Below are 18,649 nucleotides of genomic sequence, written 5' to 3' on the forward strand. Positions count from 1 at the left end.
CTTTGGTCGTGCTAGTTTAGTGACCACTTTTTATTTTCGCGTGGGCGAATTGCCAGTCAGAACATAGACTTGGCACCACGTATTAAAGGGGTTTAGGCCCTTATTTTCAGATTTCTTCATTAGAGGCACTGGATTACATGGAAATCGGTCTGCGCGAGTGGCTGATCGTCATCGGCATAATAGTCATCGCCGGTATTCTCTTTGATGGCTGGCGCCGTATGCGCGGCAGCAAGGGTAAATTGAAATTCAGACTGGATCGGAGCTTCTCCAACCTTCCGGATGAAGAAGAGACCACGTCTGCCGAACTGCTCGGGCCGCCTCGTGTGCTGGATACCCACAAGGAGCCGCAGCTCGACGAGCACGATCTGCCGTCCATGAGCGCCAGCCCGCGTGAAGGCAAGCGTGGCAACAGCGAGAAGCGCAGTGACAAGAAGCGCAAGGATGAGCCACAGCAGGGCGACCTGAACCTGGATCTCGACGGCCCGAGCCTGTTTACCGCACGCGACGACGATTTCCCGGACGACAAGCCGGCCCAGCGCATCACCGAAGACAAGGACCTGCCTCCGGTAGAGGAAGTACTGGTCATCAGCGTGATTTCGCGCAGCGAAGGCGGTTTCAAGGGCCCGGCGCTGTTGCAGAACATCCTGGAAAGCGGCCTGCGTTTCGGTGAGATGGATATTTTCCACCGTCACGAGAGCATGGCTGGCAACGGCGAAGTGCTGTTCTCGATGGCCAATGCGGTCAAGCCCGGCGTGTTCGACCTGGACGATATCGACCATTTCAGCACCCGTGCAGTGAGCTTCTTCCTCGGCTTGCCAGGCCCTCGTCATCCCAAGCAGGCATTCGACGTGATGGTTGCCGCCGCTCGCAAGCTGGCTCACGAGCTGGATGGCGAACTGAAGGATGATCAGCGCAGCGTCATGACCGCGCAGACCATCGAGCATTATCGCCAGCGCATCGTCGAGTTCGAGCGTCGGGCGTTGACCCAGCGTCGCGGTTGAGCGAACCCTTGGGCAGGTCTCCGATCATGAGCGTGCTGCGGCCCGCTCTGGCGGGGCCTGACATGAACAGAACAGAGCCAACAGATTAAGCAGCCTCGGCTGCTTTTTTGCTTTTTGAGAGAACACCGTATGAAGGCCGTCGAAACCCGAATCCTGGAACTGCGTGCACAGCTGGATGAGCACAACTACCGCTACCACGTTCTGGATGAGCCGAGCATTCCGGATGTCGAGTACGACCGCCTGTTTCACGAGCTCAAGGCCCTGGAGGCGGAAAACCCTCATCTGGTCACTCCCGATTCGCCGACGCAGCGGGTCGGAAGCGCGGCCTTGTCGGCGTTTACCCAGGTGCGCCACGAAATGCCGATGCTCAGCCTGGGCAACGCGTTCGAAGAAAACGACATGCTCGAATTCGATCGCCGGGTCACCGAGGGGCTGGATCTGCCGGCCGGCGACCTGTTTGGCGAAGGCAGCAAGGTGCAGTACAGCTGCGAGCCCAAGCTGGACGGTCTGGCAGTCAGCCTGCTGTATCGCGACGGCGCGCTGGTGCGGGGGGCGACGCGCGGCGACGGCACCACCGGCGAAGACATCAGCGTCAATGTGCGCACAGTGCGCAACATCCCGCTCAAGCTGCAGGGCAAAGGCTGGCCGGATGTGCTGGAAGTGCGCGGTGAAGTGTTCATGTCCAAGGCCGGTTTCGAGCGCCTCAACGCCAGTCAGCTGGAAATCGGCGGCAAGACCTTCGCCAACCCGCGCAACGCAGCGGCAGGCAGCCTGCGTCAGCTGGATTCGAAGATCACGGCCAACCGGCCGCTGGAGTTTTGCTGCTATGGCCTGGGCCAGACGTCGGCGGAAATCGCCGACACTCATATTGGCGTGCTTGAAACGTTGAAAAAATGGGGCATGCCGGTCAGTCGCGAGCTGAAACTGGCGAATGGCGTCGAGGAGTGCCTGGCCTATTACCGCGATATCGGTGAGCGACGCCTGACGCTGACTTACGAGATCGACGGCGTGGTGTTCAAGGTCAACAACCTGGCAGCGCAGCGCGAACTGGGCTTCCGCGCCCGTGAGCCGCGCTGGGCGATTGCCCACAAATTCCCCGCCATGGAAGAACTGACCGAACTGCTGGATGTCGAGTTCCAGGTAGGCCGCACGGGCGCAGTAACGCCGGTCGCGCGGCTCAAGCCGGTCAAGGTGGCAGGCGTCATGGTCGCCAACGCCACGCTGCATAACATGGACGAAGTGGCGCGGCTCGGCCTGATGATTGGCGACACGGTGATCATCCGGCGTGCCGGTGACGTGATTCCGCAGGTAGTGCAGGTGGTTGCCGAGCGCCGCCCCGAGGATGCCAGGGCGGTGCAGGTTCCACAGACCTGCCCGGTGTGTGGCTCGCATGTCGAGCGCACGCAGCTGATCAAACGCAGCAAAGGCAAGGAAACCGTCACCGAGGGCGCGGTGTATCGCTGTGTCGGGCGTCTGGCCTGCGGTGCGCAACTCAAGCAGGCGATCATTCATTACGTATCGCGTCGCGCCATGGACATCGAAGGGCTGGGTGACAAGACCATCGAGCAACTGGTCGATGAGAAACTCATCGGCTCGCCTGCCGATCTGTACAAACTGAAATACGAACAGATCATCGACCTGGAAGGCTTCGCGGAAATCTCCAGCAATAAACTGCTCAAGGCCATCGCCGACAGCCGACAGCCGACCCTGGCGCGTTTCATCTATGCCTTGGGCATTCCCGATGTGGGTGAGGAGACGGCCAAGGTCCTGGCGCGTTCGCTGGCGTCGCTGGAGCGTGTCCAACAGGCCTTGCCGGAAGTGCTGACCTACCTGCCGGATGTCGGCCTGGAAGTCGCATACGAGATTCACAGCTTCTTCGAGGACGAGCACAACCGTAGCGTCATCGATGCGCTGCTCGGTGAATGCGGTTTGCAATTGCAGGACCAGGGCGAGCTGGGCGCCGAGTTCGCGGCCAGCACCACGCTGGAAGGGATGATCGACAAACTGCACATTCCGTCGGTAGGGCCGGGTGCTGCGCAGAAACTGGCGGACCGGTTCGGTACGCTGGAAGCCATCATCAGTGCCGACTGGCTGGACATGCGTCAGGCACTGCCGGAGAAACAGGCCAAGTCGGTTCGCGATTTCTTCGACGACAGCGCAAACGCCGAGCGCGCCCGCGCCATCGAAGCCCAGCTCAAGGGCTTCGGCATGCACTGGCGCAGCGAGAAAAAAACCGTCGAAGGTTTGCCGCTGGCTGGCCAGACCTGGGTACTGACCGGCTCGCTGGAACGCATGAGCCGCGATGTCGCCAAGGAAAAGCTCGAAAGCCTCGGTGCCAAGGTGTCCGGCTCGGTCTCGGCCAAGACCCACACCGTGGTTGCCGGGCCGGGTGCTGGCTCGAAACTGACCAAGGCCAACGAACTCGGCCTTACCGTGCTGGACGAAGATGCACTGCTCAAACGCTTGACCGAGCTGGGTGTGGCGGTTGATTGAGGAAGACCGACGCTCCGTATGCCCTGATTATCGTGCGACGCTCCGCGTCGTATGCAGTTCTGGACGCTCTGCGTCCGGTCTTGAGTGTGATGGTGCGGCGTAGATCTGTGACGCGGAGCGTCACGCACGGCATTCCCACGCTGGAGCGTGCGGAACGATAATCCCAACTACCGTGCGATGCTCTGCTTAGGCATGTCTTGATTATCGTGCGACGCTCCGCGTCGCATGCAGTTCTGGACGCTCTGCGTCCGGTCTTGAGTGTGATGGTGCGGCGTAGATCTTTTGCGCGCAGCGTCACACACGGCATTCCCACGCTGGAGCGTGAGGAACGATAATCCCGACTACCGTGCGACGCACCGTTTTGGCCCATGAACACGCCGTAAGCCTCATCATCCATGCCGCTCGATAATATTTTGAACCCCTGAAGCGTCGGTATGATCTAGTCCATGCAAGGTCAACGGGAGATCGCCATGTATCGCTTTTTCGAGCAACTGAGTTCACGCATCACCGCCCCATTTGTCGGCGAATCCAAACGTAACAGCAAGGTCTGGCAGTGCACCTGTGGCCAGTCGGTGTTTTTCCCCAATACCCAATGCCTGGCCTGTTCTGCAGCGCTGGGCTACCTGCCTGAGCAGGGGCGTGTCGCTACGCTCGAAGCGGGGCCTGAGCCTACTACCTGGCGCCTGAGCGATGAGCCGGGTGCCGGGCTGTATCGGCGTTGCGCCAACCTCGGCACCCCGGCAGCCTGTAACTGGCTTTTTCCAGAGCATAATTCCGGCGAATTCTGTGTTGCGTGCAGCCTCAATCACACCATTCCCGACCTGTCGGTGGTTGAAAACGGCGAGCGCTGGCGCAAGGTCGAGACCGCCAAACGGCGTCTGGTCGCGCAGCTGATTTCCCTGGGCCTGCAGGTCATTCCCAAGACTGTCGACGAAGAGACCGGCCTGGCCTTCGACTTCGTCGGTGTCGATCTGGAGGGCAACCTGCCAACCACAGGCCATGCCAACGGCCTGATCACCCTGAACATCGAAGAAGCCGACGACGCACACCGTGAAGCGATGCGCGTGCAGCTGCACGAACCCTATCGCACCTTGCTTGGCCATTTCCGTCATGAAGTCGGCCACTACTACTGGGATCGGCTCATCGCCAATACCCACTGGCAGGACAGTTATCGCAACCTGTTCGGCGACGAGCGCGCCAGCTACGCCGACGCGCTCGATCATCACTACCAGAACGGTGCGCCGGACAACTGGCAGGAAAGCTTCGTCAGTGCCTACGCGACCATGCATCCGTGGGAAGACTGGGCCGAAACCTGGGCGCATTACCTGCACATGATGGATGCGGTCGACACCGCGCTGGGGTTTGGCATGAGCGCTCGCGACATGGAGCTCGACTACCAGCCGTTTCCGCTGGAAGTGCTCTACGACCCTCAGCATCCGGGCGGCCCGGCGTTCCTGTCGTTCGTCAATGCCTGGATCGAGCTGGCGAGCATGCTCAACGAGTTGTCACGCAGCATGGGGCAGCCGGATTTCTATCCGTTCGTGCTGCCTCAAGCGGTCATCGCCAAGCTGCACTTCATCCACCTGGTTATTCAGGATGCCGGTGGCAAGGCCGATGAGGTTTTGCAGGCCCAGTAACGCGGGCCATGCCTGACACGCTTCGGCGGCGTGTCAGGCCTTTGTGCAAAAGCGGCTCAAAGCGTCAGGGTCAGCCTGCGCTCGAAACCGATCCGCCCGCGATACGCCTCACCGGTATCGATCCAGCCCTGGCCGGTATAAAGCCCGATGGCGGCCGAGTTGTCCGCATCCACCGACAGCATCAATTGAGTGATGTCCGGCCATTTCAGGCGCAACGCCGCAGGCAACGCTTGCAGGCACGCCTTGCCCAGCCCCTTGCCCTGTTCACGGTGATCGATCTGCAACGCATGCAGTGTCGCCGTCAGAGCCTCCTGAGCCCAGTGCGGCAGACAATCATCGCGCTTGAGCAGGAAGAACCCCACCGGCTTCTCGTCACCAAGCAGCGCGAAGCCGCAAATATTCGGGCTGGGTCTGACCAGAAGCGTATTGAGCGCGGTATAGATGTCGCCGGAGAACTGTATCTGTTCCTGCGTAACCTCGAGGTATCCGAGCTGTTGGCGTTGAGAGGCGCTGAGGTCGTGGTAGTCGACCAATCGAGTCTGCATGAGCAACCTGCTGGCTGATTATGGTTGAGGCGGGCAGGGTACAGGATCGAATGGCGCCGTTTCGAGGATTTGTAACGCTGATGACCGGCACGCAGTTGCCTTTCAGCCCCGGCACACAAGTGCTTGAGCCCCCTCGAAATTTTTATCCGCGGCAACGGTTGTAAACTCGCGCAAGACCGGTACAATGGCGCGGCTCGCCAACTGGTGAGTGTCGTTATGGTGACCCCATCGGTCCCCCCGCAACGATTACCCGTGAACCTGGTCAGATCCGGAAGGAAGCAGCCACAGCGGGAACATTGTGTGCCGGGGTGTGGCTGGTGGGGGCACCACCTATCTCTAGGTCCTTTTCTGAAAGTGGCCTGCTCGTAAAAATGAAAGCCTATTCCTGTTTCGACGGCGCCCTGCGCTGGCGAGAACTTCGTGCGTCTGTAAAAACAGTCTGCCCGGCACGGAGATAACCGCCGGATGTCTCCAGGCCGGCGGTTAATCCTGCATGGCCTGCCTTACTGCCATCGTGCCAGGAAGATGGAGCGACCACTCTGATGGGGCGAGCGGTGTACCAGTTTGGGAATGCTGTCTTCGCAAATACCTTTGCCCGCAAAGAAATAGAAGCGGTCTTGCTTGGCTTCTCTGGTTCTCTGCTCGACCGCCCTGGCATCCAGAGGCGTCATTTTCCCAAAATGCCCCGCTTCAAATATTCCTTCTGATTCTGCGCGCTTCACGTATTCGGTGCCGCGCCCCTCGATGGTGGCGATGCAGATGACCTTTTTCGGCCCCTTATCCTGATGCCATTGGTCTGCGCCCTGATTTTTGGCCCTTCGCAGTTGGAACTCATGAGGCCTCAATTGTTGTTGCTTCCCGGTAAGAGTGGTTGCAATGTCCTTCGCTACGGCTGTCGTTGATCGTTCGTAGTCGGTTGCTTTCAAATCAATAACCTTTCCAACGGTCTCCTGTCTCCAGGCGGGGTTACTGAGACTGCTTTGCTCATGCAAAAAACGTCTTGTAGGTTCTGCTATGGGAACGGTGAAATACCCTTTCTCCATGAGTTTTGCCGTCTTTTCCTGAATCTGTTCCGGCTTCAGCTTCAACTCATCAAAAGGCTGGGGCTGGGTGTAGTAAGCGATGTGCCAACTCCGCCGCGAATGCCGTAGGTCACGGATATTTTCCTCTGCTTGAATGTGGTGTTAACCACGAATTGGCCTTTTGGGCCGCTTGAACGCTTGGGGCTTGGTAGCCCGTCGCTCGGGGCCGTGAGTGGCAACTCATTGAGGAGAGGTTCCATGCTGTCCGATCAGTTTCGACGAACAGTGAAAACTCGGTGTGCGTTCAGGTGATCGATCAATAGCCAATTCAACTGAACCCTCACTTCCACACATCCCCTAACTCCTTACGCGTCGCTTGAAACCGTTTTACGGCAAGGGGCAATTCAAGTCGCTGCGGGTGTCACGGGCTTTTCGGTCAGGCGTCTCGCAGCAGTGGAGCCGGGGGCCGGATGGAACAGGACATCATCAGATTTTTTACAGACTCGCAATTTCTGGGCATATCGCTCGCCAACTGGATACTGGCTATTTTCGCCTCGACCCTGAGTTTTGTTCTGGTCAGGGGCGTGATCGGTTTTGTGCTCAGAAAGATGCGCTCGCGTGCGGATGCGCCCAGCACGCATATGCGATACATCGTGGTGCAGGTGCTGTCGGGCACCAGTAATACGTTATTGCTGCTGGCTTCCATTCTGATCGGCATCGGCATGCTCGATCTGCCGGAGCGCTGGCTCGGGCGGGTCAGCAGTCTGTGGTTCGTGGTCGCCGCATTACAGGTCGGGCTGTGGGCGAACCGGGCAATCGCGCTCGCCTTGCAGCGCTACTTCGTGCGTCACAACGCTGGCGGCACCTTTCAGGGCAGCGCGCTGGCTACGTTGAGTCTGTGGGGGGCGAAGGTGCTGCTGTGGGCCACGGTGGTCATGGCGATGCTGTCGAACGTCGGGGTCAATATCACCGCGTTCGTCGCCAGCCTCGGGGTCGGCGGCATTGCGGTCGCACTCGCGGTGCAGAACATTCTGGGCGACGTATTTGCTTCGCTGTCCATCGCCGTGGACAAGCCTTTCGAGGTTGGCGACTTCATCGTCGTCGGTGCGTTGTCCGGCACGGTCGAGCACGTGGGCCTGAAGACCACGCGGATCCGTAGCCTGGGTGGCGAGCAGATCGTGATGGCCAACGCCGACATGATCAACAACACCATCCAGAACTACAAACGCTTGCAGGAACGAAGGATTGTCTTTGAGTTCAGGCTGACCTATGACTGCTCGGTCGATCAGATAAGGGAAGTGCCGAAGAAAGTCGAAGCGATCATCAACGCGCAGAAACTGGCGCGTTTCGACCGTTCGCATTTTCGGGGTTTTGGCGAGACATCACTGGAGTTCGAGACCGTTTTCATCGTGCTCGACCCCAGCTACAACGTCTATATGGATGTGCAGCAGGCGATCAATCTGGACATCATGGAAGCCTTTGCCGAACTGGACGTGCGTTTCGCGTTCCCGTCCCGCACGGTGTACGTGGCGTCCCTGCCACCGGTGAAAACCGCTCGTCCGACTGCGCTGGAGGCTGCCGACGCGACCACCTGACGGGATCAGGCCGGAAACTGCAGCGCGTTGGTCAGGTCGCCCATCGGCGCCTGGCCACGCGCGATCATGGCCTCGTCACGGCGTTTCAGGCCGTCGAGTTTTTCCAGGCCATGCACGCGGGTGATCAGGCGCAGGATCGAGGCGGTGTCGTAAACCGTGTGGTCGACCTTGCCCTTGCGGGCGAAAGGGGAGATGACCAGAGCGGGAATGCGCGTGCCGGGCCCGAAGCGGTCGCCTTTTGGCGGCGCGACATGGTCCCACCAGCCGCCGTTCTCGTCGAAGGTGACGACGATCACCATGTTGTCCCACTGTGGGCTCTTGCGCAGCACCTTGATCACCCGGTCGATGTGCCGGTCACCCGAAGCAACGTCGGCGTAACCGGCGTGCATGTTCAGGTTGCCCTGGGGCTTGTAGAAGGTTACCGCAGGCAACTTGCCCGCTTCGGCATCGGCGAGAAAGCGATTGGTGCTCGACTCGTCACCCAGCCCGCCGTCACGCAGGCGCTTCTTGCGCTCTTCAGGGTGCTGCGGCCCCTGCTGCTTGAAGTAGTTGAACGGCTGGTGATGGTATTGAAAGTTGGGGATTTTCGGGATCCCGGTGGAGTCCTTGAATTCATCCAGCGTCACTTGCCAGGCACCGGCGTACCACGCCCAGTCAACATTCCTTTTCGACAGCTTGTCACCGATGTGCTCGTGGCTTTGCGGAACCAGCACGTTGGGCAGATCCGGTTTCGAGTAATCAGGGTTTTGCGGGTCGCGCAGCCAGGTTGGCCAGTAGGGCGGGGCCATGGTGTTGACGGCGTAGTTGTCCGGCGTGATGGCGCTGGGGCCAAATTGTGGCGGTCCGTCCATGGCGCTGGCCGGCGACTTGTCGAGCGGTTTGAGGCGCGGATCCTGCGGGTTGAAACTCTGCAAGGTAGCGATTTGCGACTTGGCCGGAGATTCGGCGGCGTTCGGGTAAATAGGCGCGGTGGCTGAAATCAGGTACTGGTGATTGAGGAACGAGCCGCCGAAAGCACCCTGAAAGAAGTTGTCACACAGCACGAACTCCTCGGCCACGTCCCACAGGCGCAGCGAGTACTGAGTCTGTGCATAGTTGCCCATGGTCAGGCCGCCTGCATCCGACCAGGCCACGAAACGATCGTTCTTGCCGTCGTTGATCTGCATCTGGTTCTGGTAAAACACGTGCCACAGATCGCGGGTCACCAGGCTCAGCGGCAGGTCTTCACCGTTCGGTCCCTTGAGCGGGAACGGCGCGTTGGGCAGGTCTTGCTGAAACTGCTCGCCCACCGGATAAGTCACGCCATCGACGGTTTGCGGTCCGACCTGCAGCACGCCGCCCCAGGCAGGTGGCAGTTTGGACAATCGCGTGCCGTCGCGGTCGCGCTGCTCGTAATCGGAAGGCCTGAGCGAGGAGAGCGGCTTTTCGACACCGGGGAAATCGCCGAACAGGTTATTGAAGCTGCGGTTCTCGGCGTAGATCACCACAATGGTTTTCACATTTTCGCGCAAGGCGCGATCCAGCGCGGGTCCGGCAAGGTGATGATGCCGTTCGTTGTCGCCGGGCGGCTTCTCGTGGGCGGAAACGTAGCTGCTAAGGGTGACACCTGCACCCAAGGCAGCCATCCCGCCCAGAAAACGACGGCGGCTGGGGTTTTCGTTGGTATCTTCGTCGTCTGGTCTGTCGCTCATCGCCAAATACTCGCGCTGGTTAATGTGTTACCAAAGATTTCACGCGAGCGTAACCATGGAATATGACGCTATTGCGACAGCGTAGATGAAGGATCAGGGGGCCGTGGCCATTGTGTAGTGATCGATGATCTGCTGGATCTCGCCCGACAGACGCATCTGCACCAGCGTGCGCAAAATTCTGCCCACTGGCAGGTCGGGGTTATTGCGGATCAGGCAGGCGGCTGGTTGTTCGGCGACCAGTGATATCGGCTTGAGCCTCTTGCCGACAGGCAGGTTCCGGTTGGTCCATTCGAGGATCAACTGATTGGTCACCGCGTAGTTGTAGCGCCCGGCCATCAGCTTGCCGAGCGTCTGATTCTGCGTGCGCGCGTCTTCACGGACCAGTTTGTGATTCTCGAAAAGGTGCTCCAGGGCCGGGTAGTTGTAGCCCAGCACGGTGCCGACGGTTTCGTTGTCGAACTGCTCGGGGTAGGGGCCGGCAGCCGTCACCGCCGAAGCGACCAGCCAGTCGCGCTGATAGAGAATCGGCAGGCTCCAGAGATAATCCCCGGACAAGTCCGGGTACCACGCCTGGGCGCTGTAACAGTGCATATCGACTTCGCCGCGCTCCAGCGCCGACTGGATGCGCAGGCGCGGCATTACGTGATAACTGGCCTCGAGGCCCACGTGGTGCGCAAGGCTTTGCATGATGTCGAACAGAATGCCGGATTCGGGACGAAAGTCGGTGATGTGCATCATCGGCATGGTCCAGCCTTCATTGACCGCAAAGCTCAAGGTCCTCTGCGCCGCGCTGCCGCTTTGCGGCACCAGCAATAGCAGGCAGGCCGCCGCTGCACGAGGCAGCCGCGGCGTGGTGAAGGCCCGAATAAAGCGCGTCAATAGAGTCATTTGCACAGCTTAGCCACAATAGAGACGGACACCAGATGCAATTTTGCCCCTGCTCGGCTAGCATTGGCGGTCTTCCGCTTACCAGTTGCGACGGTTTTAAATGAGTTATCAGGTTCTTGCACGTAAATGGCGTCCGCGCTCGTTCCGCGAAATGGTCGGCCAGGCTCATGTGTTGAAGGCCCTGATCAACGCGCTGGACAGCCAGCGCCTGCACCATGCCTATCTGTTTACCGGCACACGGGGCGTCGGCAAGACGACTATCGCGCGGATCATCGCCAAGTGCCTGAACTGTGAAACCGGCATCACCTCGACGCCCTGCGGCACCTGCTCGGTGTGCAAGGAGATCGACGAGGGCCGTTTCGTCGATCTGATCGAAATCGACGCCGCCAGCCGTACCAAGGTCGAAGATACGCGCGAGCTGCTGGATAACGTGCAGTACGCGCCGAGTCGCGGTCGCTTCAAGGTCTACCTGATCGACGAAGTGCACATGCTGTCCAGCCACTCGTTCAACGCCTTGCTCAAGACGCTTGAAGAGCCGCCGCCCTACGTCAAGTTCATCCTTGCCACCACCGATCCGCAAAAGCTGCCGGCGACCATTCTTTCGCGTTGCCTGCAGTTCTCGCTGAAAAACATGACGCCTGAACGCGTGGTCGAGCATCTGACCCATGTGCTGGGCGTCGAGAACGTACCGTTCGAAGACGACGCGCTGTGGTTGCTCGGGCGCGCCGCCGACGGTTCGATGCGTGATGCAATGAGCCTCACCGATCAGGCCATTGCCTTCGGTGAAGGCAAGGTCATGGCTGCCGATGTACGTGCCATGCTTGGCACGCTGGACCACGGCCAGGTCTTCGATGTACTGACCGCATTGCTGGAAGGCGATGCGCGTGGCGTGCTGGAGGCGGTACGCCACTTGGCCGAGCAGGGCCCTGACTGGAACGGCGTGCTCTCGGAAATTCTCAACGTGCTGCACCGTGTGGCGATTGCCCAGGCGTTGCCGGAAGGCGTCGACAACGGTCATGGCGATCGTGACCGGGTGCTGGCCCTGGCGCAGGCCCTGCCTGCCGAAGACGTACAGTTTTACTACCAGATGGGCTTGATTGGTCGTCGTGACCTGCCGCTGGCCCCTGATCCGCGTGGTGGCTTCGAGATGGTCCTGTTGCGCATGCTGGCGTTTCGTCCTGCCGACAGCGAGGACGCGCCGAGGCAGCCGCTAAAGCCAGTGGGGATCAGCCAGGCCACGGTTGATTCCCGAAAAGCAGTGGCTGATGCGACACCTGTTGCATCGGCAACTCCCGCAGTGTCGACCGCCCCGGTGATGGCTGCACCTGATCCGGCCTTCGAAGCGCTGCCGCCTTCAGCGGCTCCGATGCCGGCCGCCGTCCGGCCAGCGCCCGCGGTACAACCGGAATCGAAGCCAGAGCCACAAGCCGCGCCGGTTGAAGACCTCGACCTGCCGTGGAACGAGCCGAAAACCCCGTCTGCCGAACCCGCCGCCGAAACTGCGCCTGATACCGAAGCCGCTGCCGAGCCAGTAGCCGAGCCGGTTCTGGAGACCGTTTCCGAGCAGCCCGACCTGACGCCCATGCCGACGCCTGCGCCCGCCAGCCCGGTGCCGGCCGCACCTGAAGCCGAGCCGGCGCAGCCGGTTGCCGAGCAACAGGACACGCCGGCAATGCTCGAAGCCATCCCGGACTCTGCGTATCTGTCCATGCACACCGATTCGATGTCTTCCGACTCCGGGCCGATGGGCCGTGATGACGAACCGCCAGCGGACGACGATTACGTCGAGCCGGACATCGATATAGATCCGGCGTCCTACAGCTATCTGGATGAGCTGGCCCACGAAAGTGTCGTCGAACTTGAAGCCGTCGAGCCGGAGCCCGCTCCTGCCGCCAAACCGGCCACCGGTCTTGCGGCCGAATGGCTGGACGTGTTTCCCAAGCTGCCGATCTCCGGGATGACCGGCAGCATCGCGGCCAACTGCACATTGATTTCGGTCGATGGCGACCACTGGCTGCTGCACCTGGACCCTGCGCACAGCGCGTTGTTCAACTCGACCCAGCAGCGGCGCCTGAACGATGCGTTGAACCAGTATCATGGGCGCACGATCAATCTGAGTATCGAGCTGATCAAGCCAGAGCAGGAAACCCCTGCGCAGGCTGCTTCACGGCTGCGGGCCGAGCGCCAGCGCCAGGCCGAAGCCTCGATTCAGGCCGACCCGTACGTCCAGCAGATGCTGCAACAGTTTGGCGCTGTGATCCGGGAAGACACGATCAAGCCCGTTGACACACCTGCGGCGCAGGCTCAATAACTGAACACAGGGCGCCGCTGGCGCCACGCAAACGAACCATCCATTTTCGAGGAGATATCCCATGATGAAAGGTGGCATGGCTGGCCTGATGAAGCAGGCGCAGCAAATGCAGGAAAAAATGGCCAAGATGCAGGAAGAACTGGCCAACGCGGAAGTCACCGGTCAATCGGGCGCAGGCCTGGTGAGCGTGGTGATGACCGGTCGTCATGACGTCAAGCGCATCAATCTGGATGACAGCCTGATGCAGGAAGACAAGGAAGTGCTGGAAGACCTGATCGCCGCCGCCGTCAACGACGCCGTGCGCAAGATCGAGCAGGCCAGCCAGGACAAGACGGCTTCCATGACGGCTGGCATGCAGCTGCCGCCCGGTATGAAGCTGCCGTTCTGACGCTCGCCCGGGTCATGATCAGTGCCAGGCCCTGTGCCTGGCATTTTTCTGTCTGCTGTCTGGCCGCGCGCCGCCATTCGGCGCCGGTATAACCATCAGCATTTGGCCTGACCGACCGAATTGAGCGACAATCGTCCCCCGTCTCTGGAGTGCCCCATGTCTGAGCCCATTGAAAACCTCACTGTCGACGCCGAGCTGGACGCCGTCGGGCTATTTTGTCCGGAGCCGGTGATGATGTTGCACCAGAAGGTGCGTGACCTGCCCGCGGGCGGTCTACTCAAGGTCATTGCAACCGATCCGTCCACGCGTCGCGATATCCCGAAATTCTGTGTATTTCTCGGTCATGAACTGGTTGCGGAGCAAGCCGAAGAGGGCACGTTCCTGTACTGGATCCGCAAGAAGTCCGACTGATCACCACATCGCTGCAACCCGCGCCTGTTCACGACGCACCTGTTCCCGATTCGAGCAGGTCCCTGTTCGCCAGACCCAGAGAGTCTTCCATGCGCATTGTTGCTGACGAAAATATTCCCCTGCTCGACGCTTTTTTTGCTCATTTCGGTGAGATTCATCGCTTGCCGGGCCGCGCCATGGACCGAGCCGCTGTGGCGGATGCCGACATCCTGCTGGTTCGCTCGGTCACCGCCGTGACCCGCGAACTGCTTGAGGGCAGCCCGGTGCGTTTTGTCGGGACCTGCACCATCGGCACCGATCACCTGGATCTGGACTGGTTTCAGCAAGCCGGTATCCAGTGGGCCAGCGCTCCGGGCTGCAATGCGCGCGGCGTGGTGGACTATGTCCTAGGCAGCCTGCTGACCCTGGCTGAAATCGAAGGGGTCGATCTTGCGCAGCGCACCTACGGTGTGGTCGGTGCAGGGCAGGTGGGTGGTCGGCTGATCAGCGTATTGAAGGCATTGGGCTGGAACGTGCTGGTCTGCGATCCGCCACGCCAGGCTGCCGAAGGCGGCGACTTCGTCAGCCTTGACGAGATCCTGCAGCGCTGTGACGTGATCAGCCTGCACACGCCTCTGAACAAAACCGGGGCGTCACCGACCTGGCACTTGCTCGACGACGCGCGTTTGCGTCAGCTCGGCCAGGGCGCCTGGCTGATCAATGCCAGCCGTGGCGCCGTAGTGGATAACGCGGCGTTGCACGACGTGCTGCTTGAGCGGGAAGACCTGCAGGCCGTACTGGATGTGTGGGAGGGCGAGCCGCAGGTCAACGTCGCGCTGGCTGACTTGTGCGTTCTGGGTACACCGCATATCGCCGGTTACAGCCTGGATGGCAGGCAGCGCGGTACTGCACAGATCTATCAGGCGTTGTGTGGCTTTCTTGATCAGCCTGCGACGATCGAGCTGGACGATCTGCTGCCAAAACCCTGGCTGGCGCAGGTCAGTCTCGACGCGGCCTGCGACCCGGTCTGGGCGCTTAACATGTTGTGCCGCGGCGTGTATGACCCGCGACGTGACGATGCGGATTTCCGCCGCAGCCTGACCGGTGACACCGCCAGCCAGCGTCTGGCCTTCGATGCATTGCGCAAGCAGTACCCGCCACGTCGGGAAATCGAAGGGCTGAAGGTTCATCTGGAGGGAGAATCCGAGGCATTGGCACAACTGGTGCGGGCGCTGGGTGCGGTGCTGGTCTGATCGCCAGCCGGGTTATCAGGCAATAAAAAACCCGACCGAGGGTCGGGTTTCAAATATCTGGTACGGCTTGGTTTTATTTTTCCGGGGTTACCCAGTGCTTGTCGCATTCCTGGCAGGCAGCCTGAACCATTTCTTCGGTGATCAGGACTTCTTGTCCGTGCTGGTCAAGAATGGCACCGCCAACCGGCAGATTAGGCGTGGCTCGAACAACCTGAACTTCATTGCTGCGCTCTTGCGGGTTCATGGTGTTTCTCCTTTCATCAGGTAACGGCGTTAAGTTAACCGCGCTTGATGACCGGTCCGTGACAGGTACTGTCAGCCGCTCAAACGCGCTGCAAGTGCAACAGATATGATGCAAATCTGCCAGCAGGCGCTTAGATCGATGTCTTATAGCGGCCTCTGTAAAGCAGTCATAACCTGACTCTGGAAGCCAGCCGCAAGTTCATTCGAAATGATGTTCGGCGCCCCGGCCACACAGGTGTAGGCTTTGCAACTCAGACAGATCGGGCACACAGGCAGGTTCATCGTTCATGATTTCACGGATTACCCGACGTCATCGCCAGGCCTTGCGTCTGGCTGCGAGCTTCATCGCGCCGTATCGCTGGCAGGCGCTCGGCGCGTTGTTGGCATTGGTCATCACCGCAGGTATCACCCTGTCGATCGGGCAGGGCATCAAACTGATGGTCGATCAGGGTTTCATGACCCGCTCACCGCAGTTGCTCGAGCGCTCGATCGGGTTTTTCATGCTGCTGACGGTCGGCCTCGCCGTCGGAACCTTCGCCCGCTTCTATCTGGTGTCGTGGATCGGCGAGCGTGTGGTTGCCGACTTGCGCAAGAAAGTATTCGATCACCTGATCGAACTGCATCCGGGCTTCTACGAAAACAATCGCAGTTCGGAAATCCAGTCGCGACTGACCGCCGACACCACGCTGTTGCAGTCGGTCATCGGCTCGTCACTGTCGATGTTCCTGCGCAACGCGCTGATGGTCATTGGCGGCATCGTGTTGTTGTTCATCACCAACCCCAAACTCACCAGTATCGTGGTGGTGGCGTTGCCGCTGATCATCGCACCCATTCTCATGTTCGGGCGGCGGGTACGAAATCTGTCGCGCGAAAGTCAGGACCGGGTCGCCAATGTCGGCAGTTACGTGGCCGAAGCCCTGGGGCAGATCAAGACAGTGCAGGCGTACAACCATCAGCAGCAGGACAAGCAGCGTTTTTCGCATACGGTGGAGCAGGCGTTCGAGACCGCTCGGAAACGTATCCTGCAGCGCTCATGGCTGATCACGCTGGTGATCGTTCTGGTGCTGGGTGCCGTGGCGGTGATGTTGTGGGTCGGCGGTATGGACGTGATCAGCGGCCGCATCTCAAGCGGTGAGCTGGCAGCGTTCGTGTTCTACGCGCTGATGGTCGGTATGGCGTTCGGTACGTTGAGCGAGGTGATTGGCGATCTGCAGCGCGCCGCCGGTGCCGCAGAGAGGATCGGCGAGCTGCTTCAGGCACGCAGCGAGATCAGTGTGCCGACCACGGATCTGCAGAGCCTGCCGCAGCGCATCAGTGGGCGTCTGGCGCTGGAGAATGTCACCTTCGCCTACCCATCGCGTCCTGAGCGCAATGCGCTGGATAACCTGACCCTGAGCATCGAGCCCGGTGAAACCCTGGCGCTGGTCGGGCCCTCCGGCGCGGGCAAGTCGACCGTTCTGGATCTGCTGTTGCGTTTTTACGACCCGATTCAAGGGCGCATTCTGATCGAGGGCGTGCCGATCGCGCAGCTCGATCCCCATGATCTGCGCCGCTGTTTCGCGCTGGTTTCACAATCGCCCGCCCTGTTTTTCGGCAGTGTCGAAGACAACATTCGTTACGGTAACGCCACTGCGAGCCTTGAGCAGGTACAGGCGGCGGCGCGCATTGCCCATGCGCACGAGTTCATTCTCGACATGGCCAACGGCTACGGTACGCATCTGGGTGAGGGCGGGGTGGGATTGTCCGGCGGACAGCGTCAGCGTCTGGCGATTGCCCGTGCCTTGCTGGTCGATGCGCCGATTCTGCTGCTGGACGAGGCGACCAGTGCGCTGGACGCGCAGAGTGAGCACTTGATTCAACAGGCCCTGCCGAGCCTGATGCAGGGGCGTACGACGCTGGTCATCGCCCACCGGCTGGCCACGGTGCAGAATGCCGACCGGATTGCCGTCATGGATCAGGGGAGGTTGGTGGCCGTGGGCACCCACCAGCAGTTGATCGCCAGCAACCCGCTTTATGCGCGACTGGCGGCGTTGCAGTTCAATGCCGGGGTTGAGTAGGAGAGGGTGAGGAGGGCCTGTGGGCAACGTGGGAGGTCAAGCCTCCCACTCGCTGAGTCTCAGCGATATTCGCACAGGTAGGCGGTATCGACTTTGACCTTGAGCTGGAACTTGCTGTTGGCCGGTACGTTGAACTGGTTGCCGGTGGCAAAGGTTTCCCAGTCAGTGCTGTCCGGAAGCTTCACGCTCAATTCGCCGGAGATCACATGCATGACTTCCCGTTGCGCCGTACCGAACTCATATTCGCCCGCTGCCATGACACCGATGGTTGCCTCACCATCGGCCTGGGTGAAGGCGATGGATTTGACGGTGCCGTCGAAGTACTCGTTGACCTTGAACATGGGCGATTCCTTTTGAAAGGGCTGAAAATGGCTCGCCAGTATGCCCAACACGTTAAAACTCGTCACGCCCCTTGCACATCGACGCTGACGAAACGTCGACCTGCAGTGGCATTCAGTTGGGCAGAATCAACGGCAGCAGCCTGGCAGTATTGCGCGCATCGACCAAGGCGCGGTGCTGTTGCCCGCTGAACTGCATGCCTGCCAGTTGCAAGGCACTGTTCAGCCCCATCGGTTTCTGCAAATGGCGAGCCTGGGCGAAACGCTGTTTGAGATTGACGTGCGGCATGCTGGACAGTGCACTGTCGAGGTGATGCTGACGCCATTCCTCTTCCAGTTGCTGACGATCGTAATCCCCCCAGCTGGCCCAGCCCACGATGCGTGCACGGTGATGGCTCAACCAGCGCTCGAACTGCGGCCACACCGTCGTCAGCGGTGCAGCGCTGTCGATGCTGCTCTGGTTGATATGGGTCAGCTCGCGGCAGAAATGGGTCAGCAGCGGCCTGCGCGCCGGGCGCACGAAGCGTTCGAAATGGTCCAGCTCGCGTCCGTCCTGATTGACCAGTGTCGCGCCTATCTCGATGACTTCCATTTCTGCGACCGGCCACCCACCTTCTTCGGTCGTAGCCTCAAGATCAATCACCAGCCAGTGCGGCATCATCAAGCTTCCTTACGATAGTCAATGGCTTGAGCGTAGCCAGATTAACCCGTTGCGCACACCCTGAGCCTTGCATCGGCACCCTTGTTGTAACAACTGCCCCTACAGTGACCACGGGTGATTGCATTGGTGCCTCGCA

At 60.3% G+C, this 18,649-nt stretch carries 15 protein-coding genes, 1 other RNA gene and 1 pseudogene; 10 read left to right on the forward strand and 7 right to left on the reverse strand.

Translation table 11 applies throughout. The features are described from left to right. Nucleotides 1-137: 137 nt before the first annotated feature. The 3 genes from zipA to BT119_RS00755 all read left to right on the forward strand — a co-directional run bounded on the left by zipA (nucleotide 138) and on the right by BT119_RS00755 (nucleotide 5,131). Nucleotides 138-1,001, forward strand: a complete 864-nt coding sequence (gene zipA / locus BT119_RS00740) for a cell division protein ZipA (protein ID WP_003371459.1) — start codon at nucleotides 138-140, stop codon at nucleotides 999-1,001. Nucleotides 1,002-1,130: 129 nt separating this feature from the next. Further along, a complete protein-coding gene (gene ligA / locus BT119_RS00745) occupies nucleotides 1,131-3,494 on the forward strand; it encodes an NAD-dependent DNA ligase LigA (RefSeq protein ID WP_072364474.1) in 2,364 nt (787 codons plus the stop codon). Nucleotides 3,495-3,964: 470 nt separating this feature from the next. Beyond that, nucleotides 3,965-5,131, forward strand: a complete 1,167-nt coding sequence (locus tag BT119_RS00755; RefSeq protein WP_003371461.1) for a zinc-binding metallopeptidase family protein — start codon at nucleotides 3,965-3,967, stop codon at nucleotides 5,129-5,131. 56 nt (nucleotides 5,132-5,187) lie between these two features. Here BT119_RS00755 and BT119_RS00760 read toward each other — a convergent pair whose 3' ends face one another. Continuing rightward, complete coding sequence (locus BT119_RS00760) at nucleotides 5,188-5,676, reverse strand: GNAT family N-acetyltransferase (RefSeq protein WP_003371464.1); 489 nt, start codon at nucleotides 5,674-5,676, stop codon at nucleotides 5,188-5,190. 226 nt (nucleotides 5,677-5,902) lie between these two features. Between BT119_RS00760 and ffs the strand changes: the two genes are divergently transcribed. After that, an RNA gene (gene ffs / locus BT119_RS00765) (signal recognition particle sRNA small type) lies at nucleotides 5,903-5,999 on the forward strand. Nucleotides 6,000-6,179: 180 nt separating this feature from the next. On the opposite strand, the pseudogene BT119_RS00770 reads toward ffs, so the two are convergent. Then, a pseudogene (locus tag BT119_RS00770) lies at nucleotides 6,180-6,832 on the reverse strand (DUF1826 domain-containing protein). A gap of 336 nt (nucleotides 6,833-7,168) precedes the next feature. Here BT119_RS00770 and BT119_RS00775 point away from each other — a divergent pair. Then, a complete protein-coding gene (locus BT119_RS00775) occupies nucleotides 7,169-8,293 on the forward strand; it encodes a mechanosensitive ion channel family protein (protein ID WP_072364476.1) in 1,125 nt (374 codons plus the stop codon). Nucleotides 8,294-8,298: 5 nt separating this feature from the next. Here the strand turns inward: BT119_RS00775 and acpA are convergent, their stop codons facing one another. Beyond that, complete coding sequence (gene acpA, locus BT119_RS00780) at nucleotides 8,299-9,984, reverse strand: acid phosphatase (RefSeq protein ID WP_072364478.1); 1,686 nt, start codon at nucleotides 9,982-9,984, stop codon at nucleotides 8,299-8,301. Nucleotides 9,985-10,077: 93 nt separating this feature from the next. Beyond that, nucleotides 10,078-10,872, reverse strand: coding sequence for a substrate-binding periplasmic protein (locus BT119_RS00785; RefSeq protein ID WP_072364480.1), 795 nt, complete (start codon nucleotides 10,870-10,872; stop codon nucleotides 10,078-10,080). A gap of 100 nt (nucleotides 10,873-10,972) precedes the next feature. Between BT119_RS00785 and dnaX the strand changes: the two genes are divergently transcribed. The 4 genes from dnaX (at nucleotide 10,973) to pdxB (ending at nucleotide 15,214) form a co-directional block, all read left to right on the forward strand. After that, a complete protein-coding gene (gene dnaX / locus BT119_RS00790; protein ID WP_072364481.1) occupies nucleotides 10,973-13,183 on the forward strand; it encodes a DNA polymerase III subunit gamma/tau in 2,211 nt (736 codons plus the stop codon). Between the two features lie 61 nt (nucleotides 13,184-13,244). Further along, nucleotides 13,245-13,571 carry a YbaB/EbfC family nucleoid-associated protein gene (locus tag BT119_RS00795; protein WP_002552818.1) on the forward strand — a complete coding sequence of 109 codons (327 nt, stop codon included), beginning with the start codon at nucleotides 13,245-13,247 and terminating at the stop codon, nucleotides 13,569-13,571. Between the two features lie 156 nt (nucleotides 13,572-13,727). Further along, the gene (gene tusA / locus BT119_RS00800) at nucleotides 13,728-13,982 is read left to right on the forward strand and encodes a sulfurtransferase TusA (protein ID WP_003371482.1); all 255 of its coding nucleotides are present in this window, start codon (nucleotides 13,728-13,730) and stop codon (nucleotides 13,980-13,982) included. An 89-nt stretch (nucleotides 13,983-14,071) separates the two neighbouring features. Beyond that, nucleotides 14,072-15,214 (forward strand): 4-phosphoerythronate dehydrogenase PdxB, encoded by a 1,143-nt coding sequence (gene pdxB, locus BT119_RS00805; protein WP_003436743.1) that lies wholly within the window; start codon nucleotides 14,072-14,074, stop codon nucleotides 15,212-15,214. A gap of 73 nt (nucleotides 15,215-15,287) precedes the next feature. On the opposite strand, the gene BT119_RS27135 is transcribed toward pdxB, so the two are convergent. Next, complete coding sequence (locus BT119_RS27135; protein WP_003371488.1) at nucleotides 15,288-15,458, reverse strand: PA1571 family protein; 171 nt, start codon at nucleotides 15,456-15,458, stop codon at nucleotides 15,288-15,290. 286 nt (nucleotides 15,459-15,744) lie between these two features. On the opposite strand from BT119_RS27135, the gene BT119_RS00815 reads away from it, so the two are divergent. Then, nucleotides 15,745-17,514, forward strand: coding sequence for an ABC transporter transmembrane domain-containing protein (locus BT119_RS00815; protein WP_003436741.1), 1,770 nt, complete (start codon nucleotides 15,745-15,747; stop codon nucleotides 17,512-17,514). A 59-nt stretch (nucleotides 17,515-17,573) separates the two neighbouring features. Here BT119_RS00815 and BT119_RS00820 read toward each other — a convergent pair whose 3' ends face one another. Continuing rightward, nucleotides 17,574-17,855 carry a pyrimidine/purine nucleoside phosphorylase gene (locus tag BT119_RS00820; protein ID WP_072364485.1) on the reverse strand — a complete coding sequence of 94 codons (282 nt, stop codon included), beginning with the start codon at nucleotides 17,853-17,855 and terminating at the stop codon, nucleotides 17,574-17,576. 112 nt (nucleotides 17,856-17,967) lie between these two features. Further along, entirely contained in the window at nucleotides 17,968-18,510 is a 543-nt protein-coding gene (locus BT119_RS00825; RefSeq protein WP_003371494.1) for a 3'-5' exonuclease, read from the reverse strand. Between the last annotated feature and the right edge of the window lie 139 nt (nucleotides 18,511-18,649).

It is taken from the genome of Pseudomonas sp. NFACC10-1 (assembly GCF_900119195.1).
GTDB lineage: Bacteria > Pseudomonadota > Gammaproteobacteria > Pseudomonadales > Pseudomonadaceae > Aquipseudomonas > Aquipseudomonas cerasi.

Excerpts from the sequence above, each read along its gene's own strand:
- zipA (WP_003371459.1), top strand. The coding sequence starts at position 138 with ATGGAAATCGGTCTGCGCGAGTGGCTGATCGTCATCGGCATAATAGTC.
- ligA (WP_072364474.1), top strand. The coding sequence starts at position 1,131 with ATGAAGGCCGTCGAAACCCGAATCCTGGAACTGCGTGCACAGCTGGAT.
- BT119_RS00755 (WP_003371461.1), top strand. The coding sequence starts at position 3,965 with ATGTATCGCTTTTTCGAGCAACTGAGTTCACGCATCACCGCCCCATTT.
- BT119_RS00760 (WP_003371464.1), bottom strand. The coding sequence starts at position 5,676 with ATGCAGACTCGATTGGTCGACTACCACGACCTCAGCGCCTCTCAACGC.
- BT119_RS00775 (WP_072364476.1), top strand. The coding sequence starts at position 7,169 with ATGGAACAGGACATCATCAGATTTTTTACAGACTCGCAATTTCTGGGC.
- acpA (WP_072364478.1), bottom strand. The coding sequence starts at position 9,984 with ATGAGCGACAGACCAGACGACGAAGATACCAACGAAAACCCCAGCCGC.
- BT119_RS00785 (WP_072364480.1), bottom strand. The coding sequence starts at position 10,872 with ATGACTCTATTGACGCGCTTTATTCGGGCCTTCACCACGCCGCGGCTG.
- dnaX (WP_072364481.1), top strand. The coding sequence starts at position 10,973 with ATGAGTTATCAGGTTCTTGCACGTAAATGGCGTCCGCGCTCGTTCCGC.
- BT119_RS00795 (WP_002552818.1), top strand. The coding sequence starts at position 13,245 with ATGATGAAAGGTGGCATGGCTGGCCTGATGAAGCAGGCGCAGCAAATG.
- tusA (WP_003371482.1), top strand. The coding sequence starts at position 13,728 with ATGTCTGAGCCCATTGAAAACCTCACTGTCGACGCCGAGCTGGACGCC.
- pdxB (WP_003436743.1), top strand. The coding sequence starts at position 14,072 with ATGCGCATTGTTGCTGACGAAAATATTCCCCTGCTCGACGCTTTTTTT.
- BT119_RS27135 (WP_003371488.1), bottom strand. The coding sequence starts at position 15,458 with ATGAACCCGCAAGAGCGCAGCAATGAAGTTCAGGTTGTTCGAGCCACG.
- BT119_RS00815 (WP_003436741.1), top strand. The coding sequence starts at position 15,745 with ATGATTTCACGGATTACCCGACGTCATCGCCAGGCCTTGCGTCTGGCT.
- BT119_RS00820 (WP_072364485.1), bottom strand. The coding sequence starts at position 17,855 with ATGTTCAAGGTCAACGAGTACTTCGACGGCACCGTCAAATCCATCGCC.
- BT119_RS00825 (WP_003371494.1), bottom strand. The coding sequence starts at position 18,510 with ATGCCGCACTGGCTGGTGATTGATCTTGAGGCTACGACCGAAGAAGGT.